This window comes from Cryobacterium sp. N19 (assembly GCF_002929595.1).
Lineage (GTDB): Bacteria > Actinomycetota > Actinomycetes > Actinomycetales > Microbacteriaceae > Cryobacterium > Cryobacterium flavum.
This window is the reverse complement of record NZ_PJJR01000048.1, coordinates 1-18,353: the sequence shown is the minus strand read 5'-3', so window position 1 is coordinate 18,353 and position 18,353 is coordinate 1. Positions and strand designations below refer to the sequence as shown.

13 protein-coding genes are annotated in these 18,353 nt (G+C 64.2%); 8 read left to right on the top strand and 5 right to left on the bottom strand.

Annotated elements, in window-relative coordinates; genetic code table 11:
- Positions 1-70 precede the first annotated feature (70 nt).
- The 5 genes from CXY78_RS06325 to CXY78_RS06305 form a co-directional block, all read right to left on the bottom strand.
- Positions 71-4,912, bottom strand: coding sequence for an NAD-glutamate dehydrogenase (locus CXY78_RS06325; protein WP_104088642.1), 4,842 nt, complete (start codon positions 4,910-4,912; stop codon positions 71-73).
- Between the two features lie 255 nt (positions 4,913-5,167).
- On the bottom strand, positions 5,168-6,061 hold the full coding sequence (locus CXY78_RS21585; RefSeq protein WP_233206110.1) for a phospholipase: 894 nt from the start codon (positions 6,059-6,061) through the stop codon (positions 5,168-5,170).
- A gap of 342 nt (positions 6,062-6,403) precedes the next feature.
- On the bottom strand, positions 6,404-7,810 hold the full coding sequence (locus CXY78_RS06315; RefSeq protein ID WP_158253282.1) for a M20/M25/M40 family metallo-hydrolase: 1,407 nt from the start codon (positions 7,808-7,810) through the stop codon (positions 6,404-6,406).
- Positions 7,807-8,205 (bottom strand): Zn-ribbon domain-containing OB-fold protein, encoded by a 399-nt coding sequence (locus tag CXY78_RS06310; RefSeq protein WP_158252802.1) that lies wholly within the window; start codon positions 8,203-8,205, stop codon positions 7,807-7,809. The genes CXY78_RS06315 and CXY78_RS06310 overlap by 4 nt, the downstream gene beginning before the upstream one ends.
- Positions 8,198-9,346, bottom strand: a complete 1,149-nt coding sequence (locus CXY78_RS06305; RefSeq protein ID WP_199181905.1) for an acetyl-CoA acetyltransferase — start codon at positions 9,344-9,346, stop codon at positions 8,198-8,200. Before CXY78_RS06305 ends, CXY78_RS06310 begins: the two co-directional genes overlap by 8 nt.
- A 146-nt stretch (positions 9,347-9,492) precedes the next feature.
- Between CXY78_RS06305 and CXY78_RS06300 the strand changes: the two genes are divergently transcribed.
- The 8 genes from CXY78_RS06300 to CXY78_RS06265 all read left to right on the top strand — a co-directional run bounded on the left by CXY78_RS06300 (position 9,493) and on the right by CXY78_RS06265 (position 18,153).
- Positions 9,493-11,028, top strand: coding sequence for an AMP-binding protein (locus CXY78_RS06300; protein WP_104088636.1), 1,536 nt, complete (start codon positions 9,493-9,495; stop codon positions 11,026-11,028).
- Between the two features lie 11 nt (positions 11,029-11,039).
- Positions 11,040-12,317: an amidohydrolase family protein gene (locus CXY78_RS06295; RefSeq protein WP_104088634.1), complete on the top strand. Its 1,278-nt coding sequence runs from the start codon at positions 11,040-11,042 to the stop codon at positions 12,315-12,317.
- Positions 12,314-13,144, top strand: a complete 831-nt coding sequence (locus tag CXY78_RS06290) for an IclR family transcriptional regulator (protein WP_104088633.1) — start codon at positions 12,314-12,316, stop codon at positions 13,142-13,144. The genes CXY78_RS06295 and CXY78_RS06290 overlap by 4 nt, the downstream gene beginning before the upstream one ends.
- A 265-nt stretch (positions 13,145-13,409) precedes the next feature.
- Positions 13,410-14,342, top strand: coding sequence for a transporter substrate-binding domain-containing protein (locus CXY78_RS06285; protein ID WP_158253281.1), 933 nt, complete (start codon positions 13,410-13,412; stop codon positions 14,340-14,342).
- Between the two features lie 2 nt (positions 14,343-14,344).
- Positions 14,345-15,307, top strand: a complete 963-nt coding sequence (locus tag CXY78_RS06280) for an amino acid ABC transporter permease (protein WP_104088630.1) — start codon at positions 14,345-14,347, stop codon at positions 15,305-15,307.
- Positions 15,304-16,074: an amino acid ABC transporter ATP-binding protein gene (locus CXY78_RS06275; RefSeq protein WP_092340804.1), complete on the top strand. Its 771-nt coding sequence runs from the start codon at positions 15,304-15,306 to the stop codon at positions 16,072-16,074. Before CXY78_RS06280 ends, CXY78_RS06275 begins: the two co-directional genes overlap by 4 nt.
- A 65-nt stretch (positions 16,075-16,139) precedes the next feature.
- The gene (locus CXY78_RS06270) at positions 16,140-17,354 is read left to right on the top strand and encodes a M20 family metallopeptidase (RefSeq protein ID WP_104088629.1); all 1,215 of its coding nucleotides are present in this window, start codon (positions 16,140-16,142) and stop codon (positions 17,352-17,354) included.
- Between the two features lie 250 nt (positions 17,355-17,604).
- The gene (locus tag CXY78_RS06265; RefSeq protein ID WP_104088627.1) at positions 17,605-18,153 is read left to right on the top strand and encodes an HAD domain-containing protein; all 549 of its coding nucleotides are present in this window, start codon (positions 17,605-17,607) and stop codon (positions 18,151-18,153) included.
- Positions 18,154-18,353: the final 200 nt, after the last annotated feature.

The window sequence follows — 18,353 nt, the reverse complement described above, 5'->3', positions numbered from 1 at the left end:
ACCCGCCGAGCTATTCCCTCGCGTTCAGCACCAGGGGCGCCCCCGTGTGGGGGCACCCCGGTTCTCACACCTAGCGGCGCACGATGGAGCGCAGCAGGCGCACAGCAACTGAGAGCGACGCCATGTCGTCCTGCGCGAGCGAGTTGACCTCTTCGAAGACGCTGCGCGCGCGGCCGAGCTGTTCGGCGTTGAGCGCTTCCCAGGCCAAGAGGCGGTCGTCGGCAGCACCGGCATCCGTTTCGTCGAGAACTGACCGGGTCATGTCGGCGACAGTTGAGTACAAGTCGTCGCGGAGTGCGGCGCGGGCGAGTGCCTGCCAGCGGTCCTTGCGTGGCAGCTTGGTGATGCGCTCGAGCAGGTTGTCGACACCGAAACGGTTGTAGACCGTGTAGTAGATCTCAGCGACCTCGGTGACCTGCACGTTCGCCCGGGCAGCCACCTTGGCCACGTCGAGCAGCGCGTATGCCTCGAACAGTTCGGACCAGCGACGACCGAGGTCGTCGGGCAGGCCCCATTCTCTGGCCTTTTCCTCCTGCGTTTCGAGGCGACCCCGGTCGGTACCCTGCAGGTATTCGCCGAGGTGCTCCCGCATGAGCGCGATCTGCGGCTTGTACTTGGCGATCACCGCGCCGACAGGCATATTGCCGCCGTGGTTGACCTGCCAGCGCACCGCGCGGTCGAGCAGCCGGCGAATATCCAGGTGGATCGCCGTCCACTTCTCGGTCGGGAACGACGACGGCAGCGCATTGAGCTCGCCCACCATCGTGTCAATATCGAAGATTTCGCGCAGTGCCACGAAGGCACGCGCGATCGTCGCCTGGTTGGCCGACGTCTCTTCCATCGCGCGGAAGGCGAAGGTGATGCCGCCGAGGTTGATCATGTCGTTCGCGACGACCGTAGCGATGATTTCCCGGCGAAGCGGATGCGTGTCCAGTTCCGCATCGAACCGCTCCGACAGGTGCGTCGGGAAGTACCGGCGCAGGGTGCTGCCGAACCAGGGATCATCTGCCAGGTCGCTGTCGCGCAGCGCCGTGGCCAGTTCGATCTTGGCGTAGGCGGCGAGCACGCTCAGCTCGGGGCTGGTCAGGCCCTGGCCGCGGTCGAGGCGTTCCCTCAGTGTGGCCGTGGTCGGCAGGGCTTCCAGCTCGCGCTGGAGGTCGCCCGATTCTTCGAGCCAGTTCATGAGGCGCTCGTAGCTCGGGCTCCAGTTGTTCACGAGCACCCGGTCGTTGAGCAGCAAAATGTTCTGGTCGACGTTGTCCACCAGAACCAGACGTCCCACCTCGTCGGTCATCTCGGCCAAGAACGCGGCGCGTTCGGCCGGGTCGAGCTTGCCGGCGGCGACCATGCGGTCCACGAAGATCTTGATGTTGACCTCGTGGTCGGAGCAGTCCACCCCGGCCGAGTTATCGATCGCGTCGGTGTTGAGGATGACGCCGGCGAGCGCGGCTTCGATGCGGCCGAGCTGGGTGAAGCCGAGGTTTCCGCCCTCCCCCACGACCTTGACCCGCAGGTCGCGGCCGTCGACCCGAATCCCGTCGTTGGCCTTGTCGCCGACCTGCGCGGCCGTTTCACCGCTGGCCTTGACGTAGGTGCCGATGCCGCCGTTGTAGAGCAGGTCGGTAGGGGCAAGCAGAATGGCTCGCAACAGTTCGGGCGGGCTCAGCTGAGTGGTGCCTTCCGGCAGACCGAGCACGACCTGCACTTCGGCCGAGATCGGAACGACCTTGGCCTGACGTGGAAAGACGCCGCCGCCGGTGCTGATGAGGTCGGTGGAATAGTCAGCCCAGGACGAGCGCGGTAGTTCGAACAACCGGGCCCGTTCGTCGAAGGAGAGCGCCGGGTCGGGGTTGGGATCGAGAAAAATGTGCCGGTGGTCGAAGGCCGCGACGAGTTTGGTGTGCTTCGAGAGCAACATACCGTTGCCGAACACGTCACCCGACATGTCGCCAACGCCGACGACGGTGAAGTCTTCGGTCTGGGTGTCGACGCCGAGTTCGCTGAAGTGGCGTTTGACCGACTCCCAGGCGCCCTTGGCGGTGATGCCCATCTCCTTGTGGTCGTAGCCGACCGAGCCACCGGAGGCGAATGCGTCGCCGAGCCAGAAACCGTACTCGGCCGCGAGGCCGTTGGCGATGTCGGAGAAGGATGCCGTGCCCTTGTCGGCGGCCACGACCAGATAGCTGTCGTCGTCGTCATGACGCACCACGCGGTGCGGCGCCACAACATGCTCACCATCGGCTTCGGCGACCAGGTTGTCGGTCAAGTCGAGCAGGCCGCGGATGAATGTTTTGTAGCTGTCGACACCCTCGGCCATCCAGGCGGCACGGTCGAGGGCTGGGTCTGGGAGCTTCTTGGCGAAGAACCCGCCCTTGGCACCGGTGGGTACGATGACGGCGTTCTTGACGGTTTGCGCCTTGACCAGGCCGAGCACCTCGGTGCGGAAGTCTTCACGACGGTCCGACCAGCGCAGCCCTCCGCGGGCCACCTTGCCAAAGCGCAGATGCACGCCCTCGACGCGCGGCGAGTATACCCAGATCTCGAACATGGGCTTGGGCGAGGGCATCTGCTCGATCTGGGAGGGGTCGAGTTTGATGCTGAGGTAGGGCTTGTACTGAAAGAAGTTCGTGCGCAGCGACGCTTCGATCAGCGTGATGAGGGTACGCAGTACGCGGTCGGCGTCGAGGGTGGCGACCTGCTCCATCGCGAGCCGCAGCTGTTCGCGCACATCGGTGAGGCGCAGGATCCGCTCATCGTCGGCCAGGTCGGGGTCGAACCGCGCTTCAAACAGCGCCACCAGCCTTCGGGTGACGTCGGGGTTGGCGAGCAGGGCATTCGCGACGAAGCCGTAGGAGTTGGTGTTGCCGATCTGGCGCAGGTACTTGGCGTAGCTGCGCAGGATGACCACACGGTGCCAGGGCATGCCGTCTTGCAGCACGAGACGATCGAGGCTGTCGGATTCGATGGCTCCGCTGATGGCCGCGCCGAACGAGTCCGCGAGTAACGTGCCGGTCGCGACCGGGTCGACGCCGGCCGGGTAGTGCAGGCCGAGGTCGTAGAGATAGAAGCGCCGCCCGTCGGTGGTCTGAATTTCAAACGGCACCTCATCGAGTACCTCGATGCCGAGATTCTGCAGAAACGGCAAAATCTGGCTGAGGCTTTTCGGTTCGGTCATGTAGAGCTTGATGCGAGCATCTTCGCCGGGGTCACCGGCGGTTTTGGGCAGGTACACGTGCAGCCCCGGGCGGATGTGCCCCTCAGCGGATGCCCCGACCTCCGCTGCGCAGGCCTCAAACCGGGAGATGTCTTCGAGGGCATCATCGATTTCGTAGTCGACCCGGTAGTTGTCGGGAAAAGCTTCGGCCCAGATATCGGCCAACCGCTCGGCCTCTTCGACCGAGTGTGTTTCGCGAAGTTCGTCGCTGATACCCTCTGGCCACGAGCGGACGGCCATGGCCAGGCGGTGTTCCAAGGCGGCGATATCGACGGAATCCGCCGAGACATCCTTGGGCAAGCGGATGCGATAGAACAGTCGCGCGAGCGCCGATTCGGTCATGCGCGCTTCGAAGTCCAGCGACTCAGCGCTGAAGGTCTCTTGGAGCTCTTTCTCGATGCGCAGCCGCACGGCGGTGTTGTAGCGGTCACGCGGCAGGTAGACCAGGGCCGACATGAACCGACCGTAGATGTCCGGCCGCAGGAACAGGCGGGTACGACGACGTTCCTGCAGACGCTGGATGGCGAGCGACGCGGTGACCAGGTCGGGCACCTCGATCTGGAACAGCTCGTCACGGGGATAGGTTTCCATGATGCCGAGCAGGTCTTTACCGCTGTGTGACTCGAGCGGAAAACCGACCTCGGTCATGACGGCTTTGACCTTTTCGCGCAGCACCGGAACGGCCGTGACCGAGCTGGTGTAAGCGCTCGCGGCGAACAGACCGATGAAGCGCTGCTCACCGTTGACCTGGCCGGCGGCATCGAAACTCTTGATTCCGATGTAGTCGAAGTAGGCGGGACGGTGCACGGTGGAGCGGGAGTTGGCCTTCGTGATCACCAGGGCGGTGCGCTCGCGCGCTTTCTGTCGGCCGGCATCCGTTAGGTGCTGAATCTGGTGGCGGTCGTCAGCGGAACGCAGCAGACCGAGGCCGCTGCCCTCGATGAGGGTGAGCACGTCTTCGCCGTCCAGCGTCTCGAGGTTGTACTCGCGGTAGCCGAGAAACGTGAAGTTGCCCTCGTCGAGCCAGTGCAGCAACTGCTGGGTCTGGTGAAGGTCTTTGATCTGGTCGCCACCGGTGATGGTGTCGAGCGCGTTGGCGATCTGCATGGCCTTGGTGCGCATGAGCGGCCAGTCTTCGACGGCGGCACGAACGTCGCCGAGAACGGCGGCCAGCCCGGCGATGAGGCTGGCCTGTTCCTCGTCGCTCGCGCTGTCGATCTCGATGGCGATCCAGGACTCGAGGTGTGAGGCATCATCACCGGTCGCGATGAGGTGCGCGATGTTCGGCATGGCAGAGGTATCGCCGCTGGAGACACCGGCGCTGGCCGGGATTCGGTTGATGTCGACGAGATCGTTCGTCGCCTTGCTGCGGGCCACGATCAGCAGGGGGTGCACGACCAAATGGATGGCTGAGTGCTGGCGCACCAGCTCGGCCGTGACCGAGTCCACGAGAAAGGGCATGTCGTCGGTGACGATATAGACGACACTGCGACCGGATTCATTGTGAATCTCGATCGTTGCCGTCTTGGGTACTCGGCGCTGGGCGACCTGCCAGTGCTCGCGGGCCCGGGATGCAAGAAGCTCCGGGGCATAGTTCGCGGCATCTTCGTCTGTTAGATGCTCATAGTAATCATCTATGAACGTTTCGAGCGTGGGATCTGACGGGGACAGACCCGTTCGGGTGAAACCAGACGACATCGAAAAAACGCCTCCATCAAATTCATCGTCGTGCGGTACGAATCGACACGACGAAATACGTGTGCAGGGCTCCTGCGCCGGGCACGTCGGTGTGCCTCGTCGAACTCAATCATGGAGATTCCTTACTCGCCCATCGTACCGCCGGGCCCTGCACCCGGGCTGGTCGCCGCAGAACCTGCGGCCAGCCGCGACAAAAGGGCCCGCGCGTCGTCGATTCGCTCGTGACCGGGGCATAAACTGCCTAAAAGTGTTGAGCTAGTACCAGCCGACGGCCTGTGAGTGCGACCAGGCGGCGCACGGCGTTCCGTAGGACGAGGCCTTGATGTAGCCGAGGCCCCAGGCGATCTGCGTGGTGGCGTTCGTGGCCCAGTCGTTGCCGGCCGACGCCATCTTGCTTCCGGGCAGCGCCTGGGGAATTCCGGTCGCGCCGCTGCTGGAGTTCATGGCCGCGTAGTTCCAGCCGGATTCCTTCTGCCAGAGACGGTCGAGGCAACTGAACTGATCCGCGCCCCAGCCGTACTGCGAAGCGGCCATGGATTGTGCGGTGGCGCGTGCACCGTTGACGGTGTTGCCTCCGGCGACAGATTGCACGCGAGCGGCTTCAGCAGCCGCCTGGGCAGCGGCTTCGGCGGCAGCAGCGGCCGCCGCAGCAGCAGCCGCAACCTCGGCGGCGACGCGGTCGACTTCAGCGGTGGCGGCAGCGACGGACGCGGTCTCAACCTTCGCCTCGGCCGTGAGCGATTCCACCTGGTCGATGGGCATGATCGCGTAGCTGGCGAGCGAGCTGGCTACCGAGGTGAGTGTGGTGGCATCCACTTTGCTCTGACTGGCAGCGATGACGACGTTGGCGGCGCGGAGCGCAGCGGATGCGTTGTCGCGAGAGATCGACTCACCGTGCGCCGCGTAATAGTCGAGCTGGTCGCTCTGCAGACCGGTGCTTTCGGCGAGCACGGTCGTGGCGGCGATGCTGTCTTGCCGGGCATCGGCGGACTGGGCGACGAATCCGCTGCTGGCGACGAGGCCGGCGATAACGAGCGCGGCACCGGTGGCAACGAAGATCTCATGCCGGCGGGTGCGTGGTTTACGGGGCTTGTGCTGCGTTCGAGGGGCGAGGTGGGCATGGGGCGTTTCAGTGTGTTTTGGGCGCATGTCCTTCATCTGGCGCGAATGATGGACGCTAGGTACGCCCGTTCGCTGGGTTTCGAGCCCGTGCACTTCGGGGTGGCGCGGGCGAGTTGGCCAGCATGCCCGGCCTGTTTGAAAGAAACCTCATGATTTTCTCCGAATCCCCTGATTTTCGGTCACAGGCGCTGAGCTATGGCAGAATGTGCGATTTCCCACGGGCGGGGGCACGGCTGCAACCAGACGATTATGCTGATCAAAGATAAATTATTCGGCAGGATGCGATTTGACCGGCGGAGCCTTGCAGCCTACAAAAAGTCAGAATTAATCTTTCGCCGCGAGGGCGAGCAAGCGCCCCAGCGCGTGATTTTACTCGACGCGCTCCTGCTCCAGACGCACATTTCCCTCCGAGCGCTCAACGGTGTGACTGCCGACATGCTCGAGGATGGTCGCGCAAATTCTCATGCCGTCCTTGAACCGCGACAGCTCGAAATTCTCGTTGGGGGCGTGATTGTTCTGGTCAGGGTTGGCGTAGGGCACCAGAATTGAGGGAATGCCGAGAATGTCGGTGAAAACGTAGTTCGGCAGCGAGCTGCCGAGGCTGGGCACGACGAAGGGAATCACCCCGGTCGCCTGCTCAACGGCGCCGGCCAGAATCGCAACGTAGGGATTGTCGAGGGCGGTACGCGAGGGGGGAATCGAGCTGAGTCGCGTCAGCCCCACCATCGGGGCATGCTGCGCCAGGTGCACCTGTAGCAGCCGAAAGATCTCGTCCGGATGCTGCCCGGGCACGAGTCGCATGTCGAGGTGCGCCCTGGCGCTGCTTGAAATAACAGTCTTCATGCCCGGCCCGGTATAACCGCTGGTCAGGCCGGTGATTGTCATCGTCGGCCGCAGCATCAAGCGTTCGTAGTAGTCGCGTCCCTCCGGCGAGGGCAGCTCCGTGATGTCGTAGTCGCTGAAGTGGTCCTTCAGATCGAGGGGCAGCCCGGCAAGATTCGCACTTTCGGCGGGCGTCGGCGGCCGCACGTCATCGAAGAAGCCCGCCACGGCAATCTCGCCACTCGGTTTCCACAGCGTGGCCAGTGCCTGAGTGAGCTGCTGCGCGGCGTCGGGCAGCAGACCGCCAAGGCTGCCCGAGTGCGCATCCCGATTCGCCCCGCGCGTACACAGCTCGACGCCGAGCTGCCCGCGAGTGCCGAGCACGAGCTGCGGCATGCCGCTGCGATGCACGGGGCCATCCGAGGTTATGGCCAGATCAGCCGCCAGGAGATGACGATTTTCTCGAACGAGTTCGGCCAGGTGCGGGCTGCCGATCTCTTCTTCTCCCTCGATGAGGACCTTGACGTTCACCGGCAGCTCGCCGTGTGCAGCCAGCGTCGCCCGGAGAGCCCAGAGCTGCGCGAGGTGCTGGCCCTTGTTGTCACTGGTGCCGCGCCCGTACATGCGACCGTCGCGAATGGTCGGCTCGAACGGGTCACCCTGCCAGTGCGCGCTGGTTTCGGCCGGTTGCACATCGTAGTGCCCATAAATGAGCACCGTCGGTCGCCCGGGGTCGACGATGCATTCGCCGTACACAGCCGGCGGCCCAAAACCCTCGATCAGGTGCGTGCGCAGACCACTCCCGCACACGCTGTGCTGCACGGCCTGGGCGCACAGGGCCAGGTCCTCCGTCGGCGAAGCGCTGACGCCAGCGATACCAACGAGGTAGGCGAGTTCTTCGAGCGCGGCACCGAATCCGGCATCGATGTGGGCGTAAACATCGTCAATGCTCACGGTGTCGCCGGCCCGAAGACTGGCACCGGCGCCTGCCCCTGCCGTGATCGCCAGCCGACCTGCACCGGGCTGCCGATTCGGCAGGCTTCCCCGGTGAGGTTGGTCAGCAAGCGCGGCCCCTCCTCGAGCTGTACGACCGCCACAACGTACGGGGTCACCAGCCCGAGTTCCGGCGCGGCCTTCAGATGCACGGTGGTCTGCGAATAGACCGTTCCCCGGCCGCTCGCCGCGACCCATCCGATGTCATCGCTGTCGCAGGCGAGGCAGAAGGGACGCGGATAGAACTGATACTGACGGCAGACTCCGCATTGCTGGATCACGAGCTGTTCCTTGCTGGCGGCCTCCCAGAAATGAGCGGTCGTGGGGTCGGCCCAGTCGAACAGTGACTCAACCACGAACCAACACCGCCGTCGCTGCCGTGGAGAAGAGTCCGCCAATGCCATGCACCAGTCCGACCGTCGCACCGGGCACCTGCCGCGCTCCGGCCTGGCCGCGGAGCTGCCGCACCGCTTCGATAACCAAGAGGATGCCCAGCGCCCCCGGATGACAATACGACAACCCTCCCCCCGAGGTGATCGAGGGGAGACTGCCGGTGATGCTCAGATTGCCCTCCTGCACAAACGCGCCGGCGTCACCGCGCCCGCAGAACCCGACGTCTTCGAGCGCGAGCAGCACGCTGATCGTCGACGCATCATAGGGCTCGAAGACGTCGATATCGGCGTGCCCGACCTCCGCCATCTGCAGCGCGGCACGAGCGGCCGCGACCCCCGGCGAGGCCTCAAGACTCGGCAGCTGCGGAATATGCCACTGCCTCGCGCTCTCCCCGGTGCCGGCCACTCGAATCGGCGTATTCGCCGAATCCCGGGCACGGTCCCAGGTCGTCAACACGATGGCACCGCCGCCATCGGTGACCAGGCAGCAGTCCAGGCGACGAAGCGGAGCACAGATCAGGCGCGACTCGAGCACATCGTCAATGGTGAGCCGATCACGCTTCCAGGCCTTGGGGTTCAGGCCCGCCCACTGCCGTGCGGTCACGGCCACGGACGCCAGCTGCTCGGGTGTGGTCCCGTACTCGTACATGTGTCGGGCCGCGAGCAGCCCGAACTGGCCCATCGGGGCCGGCAGACCATACGGCTGTTCAAACTGGGGCGACGTTGCCTTCTCATTCCAGTGATTGAGCTTGCGAGTGGCGCGGGTGCGCTGCCGGGACGCGTACACGATCAGGGCGACCCGGCAGCGTCCGGTCTGCAGGGCAGCCGAGGCATGACCGAGAAAAGCCACGAAGGCGGCTCCGCCGAGATCGCTGGAGTCGGAGTAACTCGGCTGGATTCCGAGATACTCCCCGACCTGCACCGTGCCCTCCTCGCCGAGGTAGTTCACAAACAACCCGTCGACATCACGCAGGGTCAGGCCGGCATCGGCGAGCGCTTCCCTGGCTGCGAGCGCAATCATCGACAGCTCGGAATGGTCTCGTACTTCGCCCAGTGGCGCTTCGGCTACCCCCGAGATGAATACCTCACGGTCAGGTCCTGTCATCAACATTGCGTAACCCCTCGGCGAGCATCGACGGACATTTCTGTTCATCATATAGACATGTCATCTATCCAGGGATACAGTTTGAGAAATTCCACGACGCACGAAACACCGACCCACCCGAACCGGGCGACACGGAAAGCGACACCATGACCGCAGACTCACCTTTCATCACCTCGCCGGTCTCCTACGCGCAGCGCATTGCTGACCTCGCCGCCGAACGCGGCGAGCGCACCGCGCTCATTTTCGTCGCCCCCGACGGCAGCGAGAGTTGCCTCAGCTGGGCAGAGCTCGATACGCGCGCCAATCAGATGGCACGCCTACTGGCGGGCTACGGCGTTGGCCCGACGACCCTGCTGGCAATCTGCCTGCCCACCCGCGCCGAACACATTGTCGCCGCCATCGCCGCCTGGCGACTCGGCGCCTGCACGCTCCCGTTGTCGCCGCAGATGCCGGAGCGGGAACGTCGCGAAATTCTCGCGGTGAGTGAATCGTGGCGCACCACCGTCATGCTCGTGGAACACGAGGGGCAGTATCCCGGCGATATCTCACTCGACGAGCTTTCGGCACTCGACACCGTTGACGCATCAGCGCTACCAGCCATCACCGCGTGGCCGGGAAAGGCGATCTGCTCCGGAGGCTCCACCGGCCGCCCCAAAATCATTCTCGACGACCGACCGTGGCAGAAGATCCCCGGCCAGGGCAGTTCCCTGCACCGATTCGGCCTGCGCGCCGACCAGACCCAGCTAATCACCGGCCGGCTGTATCACAACATCTCCTTCAGCCTCACGCACAACGGTCTCTTCGAGGGACACACGGTGATTCTGCTGGAAAAGTTTGATGCCGCCCTCACCGTGTACGTCATCGAGCGGCACCGGGTCACTTTTCTCGCCATGGTACCCATCATCATGCAGCGCATCGCTCGACTGCCCGATGTACTCACCCGCGACTTCTCCAGCATCGACGCCTTCTATCACAGCGGCGCGGTCTGCCCGGTGTGGGTCAAACGCGTCTGGTTGCAGCTGGTCGAACCGGCGAAACAATACGACTGCTATGGCGGCGCGGAGGGCACCGGAGTCGTCGCTATTCGCGGCGACGAGTGGATGCTCCGCGAGGGTAGCCTGGGCCGGCCGGTTGACACGCGACTGAGCATCCGGGACAGCGCCGGGGCTCCGCTGCCGGCCGGCGAGATCGGGGAGATCTTCACCGGGCCCGAGGGCGCCCCCATGACGTTCCGGTATCTCGGCGCCGAACCACCGGCATCCACTTCCAACGGACTGGTCACGCTGGGAGATCTCGGCTGGCTCGACGACGACGGCTACCTCTATCTGGCTGATCGACGGGTCGACCTGATCATCACCGGCGGTGCCAATGTGTACCCCGCCGAAGTCGAGGGGGTGCTCTCGGAACACCCCGGCATCGCAGACGCCGTGGTGATCGGCGTCGACGACGACGAGTGGGGCAAGCAGGTCTACGCCATCCTGCTGCCCACCGACCCGGGCGCGCCGCCCGACGTCGACGAGCTGCGGGCATTCTGCCGGGAACGCCTCGTCCCCTACAAGGTGCCGAAAACCTTCGAGTTCGTCAGTACGAGCTTCCGCGACGAATCGGGCAAGATGCGCCGATCGGCGCTGGCGAGCGATCGCAACCAGCGCCAGGCATCCGCTCTGGTTACAGCCTCCTGAAACGACCTCTCATGACCACCCAGTTGCGCGCCCTGATCAATGCCCGGCTCATCGACGGCACCGGCGGCCCGGCCCGCGAGCGGTCGACCGTGATCATCGACGGCGAGCGGATCGTCGAGGTGACCGAAGACCGACCGCTTCCCGTCACGGTCGAGGTCGTCGACCTGGGCGGTGCCACGCTGATGCCCGGCCTCATCGACTGCCATACCCACCATGCTGCCTGGGCGCAGAGCCTTGTCACCCATCCGGAACCGCTGGGACTGCTGATGTCCCAAACGGTGGCCGCCCTGAAGACGACCGTGGAGGCGGGAATCACCACGGCACGGGACCTCGGCGGTCTGGAACGGGGCTTCGTTCTGGCCGTAGACCGCGGCGTCATTCCTGGTCCGCGTTTGCAGACCTCGCTGATCATCGTGTCGCCGACCAACTCCCTGATGGATGCCCACCCGGTGTCGGGCGGCGCGATCACGTCCCGCGGACGCTACGAGATTCTGCCCGGCCTTCCCGAACCCTGGTGCGACGGTCCGGTGGCCGCGCGGGCCAAGGTGCGGGAAGTTATTCGTATGGGTGCCGACGTCATCAAAGTGGCGATGACCGGCAGCATGACCTTCGCGGCACGCCGCCCGAACCGCCCGCTGTTCACCCCTGAAGAACTCGCTGCGATCGTGGACGAGGCCCATCTGGAGGGAATCCCGGTGTGCGCGCACGCCCACGGCGATCCCGGCGCGATCCTCGCGGTGCGTGCCGGCGTTGACACGATCGAGCACGGAACCTATCTGACCGAGGAGTGCGCGCGCGAAATGGCTGATCGGGGCACATGGTATGTTCCAACAATGTGCATCTCTAACTGGCACAGCACCCTCTCCCAGGAAAGTGTGCGAGCCCACACCATTGACATGCCGGCGCGCCATCGCGAAAGCCTTGCTCTGGCCGTTCGATTCGGCGTGCGCATCGCTGCTGGCACCGACACCAACCCGTTCCACGGCTTCGGCCGCACCGGCATGGAACTAGAGCTTCTGGTCGAGGCCGGTATGACCTCGGCCGAAGCGATCAGGGTCGCCACGGACCAGTCCAGCCAGTGCATGGGCGTTTCAGCCGACGTTGGCACGGTTGCCGCGGGAAAATTCGCCGACCTGCTCATCGTCGACGGCGACCCGCACCGGGACATCCGCTTGTTGCAGGATGCGAAACGTCGCACCGCCGTGTTGAAAGGCGGCCAGTTTATGAGCGGTTCGCTCCTGTCTATAGCGGATGCCCACAGTCGCCACACAATGGCGGTCACCGCATGACGGCCCACGCCACGGACGATCCGGAGACCTCGGCCGCCCCAACCGCAGTTGCACCAGCCGGCCCCGCCACCGATTACATGATCGGGCCGGTCGCTGCGGCCCTCGATATCATGCTCGAGTTCGAGAACGGGCAACAAGAGCTGCGCGTCGCCGACATCGCCCGCCGAGTTGGCGTGACCCGCAACAAGGCGTTTCGTCTGATCAAAACCCTCGAATCGCGCGGCTTTCTGCAACGCACCGGCGACCACTACCGGGTGGGCAGTCGATTGCTCACCCTCGGCGAGATGGCAGCCCAGCCAATCGAAGCGTTGCGGGCCGCCGCGCAGCCCGAGATGGAAATGTTGCATGCCGCGACCAATGAAACGATCTACCTGCTGGCTCCGGTCGGCAACGAGGCGATCTGTATCTCCCGCATTGAGAGCACCCACTCTCTGCGCATCTCGGTCGACGTCGGCACCAAACGACCGCTGGATTCGGGGGCCGGGCAGAAAATGCTGCTCTCGGGTCAGGACGAGCAACGCCTGAGCCAGGTGCTCAGCCACCGGGGGCCGGCTTTCACCGAACACACCATCACCGGCGAGGCCGAGTTGCGCCAAGAACTACAGGAGATTGGCCGACGCGGTTACAGCCTCAGTCTCGGTGAGGTCGACGCCGGGGCCGGTGCCGTCGCCGCGCCCGTCTGCGATTATTCGGGCGAAATGATCGCGGCTCTGGCCATAGGGGGGGCCATGTCGCGGGTGTCAGGCAATCTCGAGGGCGCCTGGAAAGATTTGGTCGTCAGCGCTGCCCACCGAATTTCTACAAGGCTCGGCTTCCACCGACCTTAGCGACGCTTCTGCCAACACCACCAGCGCGGGTCGCCGTGCCGCAGCTTCGCTGCGGTGGCTTCAGTGGCCCGCGGGTCAATCGTCAGCCCCGCAGGCTCGCCGAAGCAATCAACAGATATACCAAATGTCTATACAGTGATTTACTGCCATGATACGCTCAGCCCCAACTTGTTGGAAACGAGAGTGGCCGGGCAGCATAACAAACCACATTTCCAGCAGGCGCGTTGAGTTCAGCCCAATCAACTACAGCAATGGAGTACCGACAATGAAACGTATCCAGGTCGCGAAAACCCTCTGCCTAGCCCTCTCCGTCTCACTCTTAGCCGGCTGTAGCGCAGCCGTCGAACCGGAGGAACCGGCAGCATCCACTCTGATGGACCAGGCCATTCACGATGCCCTTCCCCAGGACATTCAGGACGCTGGTGAGTTCACGGTCGTCACGAGTGGCGCAAACCCGCCGTGGTGGGTCACGACGCCCGGAAAAACCGGTGAGTACACCGGTGCCGGCGCCGAACTGATGGATGCCATCGCCGAAGTGATGGGTGTAGAGGCCAAGATCGCGACCGTGCCGGACATTTCCGGAGCGTTCGCCGCGATCAGCGCCAAACGTTACGCCTTCGGCTTCTTTCCCTACGCTGACTCGGTCGGGGGACCGAAGGAACGCCCAGGTGCCGAATTCGTTGACGTTTTGCAGGAGGTCGTGCCTTTTTTGGTCGAAAAGGGCAACCCCAAGAACGTCACCAACATGGACGAGCTGTGTGACGTCACCGTGGCCACGCTCGCCAACGCTGCAACCTATAAGGTTGCCGAGGCTCAGGCAGTGAAGTGCCAGGAGCAGGGCAAAGACCTCACGGTGCTGAGCGTCGCGAGCGTTCCCGACGGCGTGCTGGCGCTGAGATCGGGACGAACGGATGCCTTCTTCACGGGTGGAGCCTCGCTGTTCTACGCGGCCAAGGAATCGAACGGCGAGTTGGAGGTCGTCGGCGACGAGTTCTCGAACGGGTTCGCCGGTCAGTTCATGGGTGCATTGCTCCCCAAGGGCTCCGAACTCTCCGCCCCCCTGCTCGCGAGCTTTCAAGTGCTCTTCGACAATGGTGACTACGAGAAGATCATGACCAAGTACGGCCTCGATCGCGAACTCATCGACCAGCCCGGCATCAACCTGTACGCCGATTGGCTCGTCGAGAACCCGCAGTAGTCATGGCAACTCTGTCGAGTAACCAGACCGACCTCGAGCTCCCGGTCACGCACCACCCCGTGGACGTAGCCCGGGCGTTGTCACCAAGGCGCCCCGCCACCTGGGTGCTTTCCATCATCACCGTGGTCGTCGCCGCACAACTCGTGCACCTGCTGTTGACGAACCCCAACTTTGCATGGAACGTTGTCGCGCAGTACCTCAACAGCGAAACCGTGCTTCAGGGCGTCGTCATGACTCTCTTTCTCACAGTGACAGCGATGACAATCGGTCTGGTTCTCGGCGGCATTCTGGCGGTGTGCCGCTTGTCGGACAACGCCCTCCTGCGCGCGCTCGCCTCGTCGTACATCTGGTTCTTCCGGGGTACACCGCAGCTCGTACAACTGATTTTCTGGTTCAACATCGGCTTACTCGTGCCGGTCCTGAGCATCGGCATACCGTTCGGTCCGACCTTCGCCTCGATCGAGTCCAACACCCTGGTGACACCACTGCTGGCAGCTATCGTGGGTTTGGGCCTGCACGATGCCGCGTACCAGGCGGAGATCTATCGCGCCGGGCTGATCTCGGTGGACGAGGGGCAGCTTGAGGCCGCCAAGGCCCTGGGCATGAAGCCGGTGCGGGTCTTCTTTCGAATCCAGCTGCCGCAGGCGATGAGATTCATTGTTCCTCCCACCTTCAACTCCATCATCGCGCTGGTCAAAGGCACGTCCCTGGTCAGTGTGATCGGGGGTGCCGAGTTGTTGTTCTCGGTCAAGGAGATCTACAGCCAGACCTACCAGACGGTGCCGCTGCTGATCGTCGCGAGCATCTGGTACCTGTTCATCACGACGGTGCTCAACGGCGTGCAATTCTTCATTGAGCGTCACTACGGCCGGGGTTCCAGCCGCAACGGCAGCTCCTCCCCCGTCGCGCGTTTTCTCGATCGACGGGCCGCCGAACGCAATTTGAATCGAGGGATGGAATCATGACGCAGCCCATTCTGCGCATCAGCGGATTGCGCAAACAATTCTCTGGAGTCGAGGTGCTCAAGGGCATCGACCTCGAGGTGCGGGTCGGCGAGACCGTCGCGATTCTCGGCTCGTCGGGGTCGGGCAAATCCACGCTGCTGCGCTGTGTGAACTGCCTCGAGGTTCCCAGCGGCGGGTCGATCTGGTTGGGCGACGAGCTGATGGGCTACCGGCAGGAGTCCGGCAGGGCCGTGCGTCGGCTCACCGAAAGCCAGATTGCCGTGCAGCGTCGCAAAGTGGGAATGGTTTTTCAGAACTTCAACTTGTTTCCACACTGGACCGTTCTGCAGAACATTGCCGACGGACCGCGCTCAATTCTCAAGCTGAGCAAGGCCGAGGCCATCGAACGCAGCATGACGCTGCTGACCCGGGTCGGCCTGGCCGACCGCGCTCATGCCTATCCGCGCCAGTTGTCCGGAGGGCAGCAGCAGCGCGTCGCCATCGCTCGGGCCCTGGCCCTCGAACCCGCCGTGCTTCTGTTTGACGAACCGACCTCGGCCCTCGACCCGGAGAACGTCGGCGAAGTCACCGACGTCATGGCTGCCCTGGCGGCCAGCGGTGCCACCATGCTCGTGGTGACCCACGAGCTCGGCTTCGCCCGGGCCGCAGCCGATCGAGTTGTCTTCATGGACGGGGGCGTCATTTTGGAGCAGGGAACCCCGACCGAGGTGTTCGACCATTCGCAGCAAGCGCGCACCCGGGAGTTCATGCGCAAAACCCTGGTCTGATTCGACAAGTCTCCTGCGGCGGCTCACACTAGAACCACCAGTCAGTCGCATTCAAAGGAGAAGCCGTGACCGTGCTCGCCGACGCCCGTGAACTTGCCCCAGACATCACCGACCTGCGCCACCGGCTGCACCAGGAACCCGAAATCGGGCTCGACCTGCCGCGCACCCAGGAGAAGGTGCTCGAGGCTCTCAGCGGTCTGCCGTACGAGATCAGTCTCGGTACCGACACCACCTCGGTGACGGCGGTGCTGCGCGGAACCGGCACCGGGGCATCCGTTTCACGGCCTGTGGTGTTGCTGCGCGGCGATATGGACGCGCTGCCCGTGCAGGAACGCACCGGGCTGGAGTTCACCTCGCGCATTGACGGTGCCATGCACGCCTGCGGACACGACCTGCACACGGCCATGCTGGTGGGCGCGGCGACGTTGCTCGCGCACCATCGAGATCAGCTTGCCGGTGACGTGGTGCTCATGTTCCAGCCGGGCGAGGAAGGCTACGACGGTGCGGGTGTGATGATTCACGAGGGCATCCTCGACGCTGCCGGGCGCCGTGCCGACGCAGCCTATGGCTTGCACGTCATGTCGGCCGGCGCGCCCAACGGGCAGTTCATGAGTCGCGCGGGCACCCTGATGTCGGCCAGCGATGGCCTCACGGTGACGGTACACGGAGCCGGCGGGCACGGTTCGGCGCCGCATCAGGCGCAGGATCCGGTGACGGTGATCGCCGAGATGGTCATAGCTTTGCAGGTGCTGGTGACTCGCCAGTTCGACATGTTCGACCCGGTTGTGCTCTCGGTCGGGGTGCTGCAGGCGGGCACCAAGCGCAATATCATTCCCGATTCGGCGCGGTTGGAGGCGACGGTGCGTTCCTACACGCCCGAGTCGCGGGCCAAGCTCGCGCGCGTCGTACCGCGACTGCTTCAAGGCATCGCGGCCGCGCACGGCCTGGAGGTGACGGTGGACTACGTCACCGAATATCCACCGACCCGTACCGACGCGGGCGAGACCAGCCGGGCCGAGCGTGTGGTGGGCGAGCTCTTCGGTGGCGAGCGTTTCACGCGCATGATCAACCCGCTGGGCGGCTCCGAGGACTTCTCGCGCGTGTTGCAGCAGGTGCCGGGAACCTTCGTGTTTCTCTCGGCGGTGCCGCGACAAGCGGATGCCCAGGCCGCCGCGTTCAACCACTCCCCCACAGCGACCTTCGACGACGATGTGTTGGCCGACGGCACCGCCTTGTATACGCAGTTGGCGCTGTCGCGGATGGCTGAGCTGGCAGGCTGAAGCATGCCACTGCTCGCCCGTTGTTGCACACATGCCACGGATCAGCGTCACGACACGGCACCAAAGTTCACCCAGTTCGCGGGGAGGCGCATGTCGGTTGCGCGTGCTTAGGTAGATTCAGAAGCAAATTTTTGGAGAGTAAGACAATTCATAATTTCACACTGAACAGCGCCAGCACGATAACCGATATTGCATATGCAGAGCCCCGCGAAGACGCGGGCTGCACCACTCGTCACGACGGAAGGACAAAATGAGCGTTCCACGGCTCTACCTCTCTGTCAACGGATGCCTCTGCCCCCGTTTGGAACCCGACCCGGCCTGGGGCGATGTGGCCAAAGCCTCGATCAGTGTCGAGCACGGCGACGGTCACGCCTCCACTCGGAATGTGCACTGGGCGCCCCGCCTGATCACGGCGCTCGACTCCCTGCTGATGCAATACGGCGTCGAGCTGGTCTGGCTCACCTCCTGGAACGAGCTGGATGCCACCCGGCAACTGCTCGTACCCGAGCTGCACGGGCTGTCCGGCGGACGCATGCTCGACGTCACGACTCCGCCGAAAAATCCCGGCCAGACGGATGGCGAGACGGGACTTTGGAAGTCGCAGCGCATTGAAGAAGATCAAAGCGTGCCGGCACCGTTCATCTGGATCGATGATGCCGACGTGCAACTTCACGGCGACAAGGTGCTCAGCGCCACTCACGAGACGCCATCGCTGCTCATTCCGCCGCGCTCCGAAGTGGGCCTCACCGTCGACGACATCGCCCGGATGCGCACCTGGCTCGAGCAACTGCCCACCTGACAGCCCTTCGTAAAGGGGGGAATACCCCGCCAAGCCTTCCGCCGGGACTGGGCACGGTCTGCTAGCTGCGCCAGGGTGGTTCGGGGCTGGTGGTGTTGGCGCGGTGGCTGTGGGCGGGGCGCCAGGTTTGGGTGGGGTCCCAGAGTAGGGGTCCGCGTACTTGGGGTCGGCTGTTGATCATGCGGATTTTCCATCCGCTG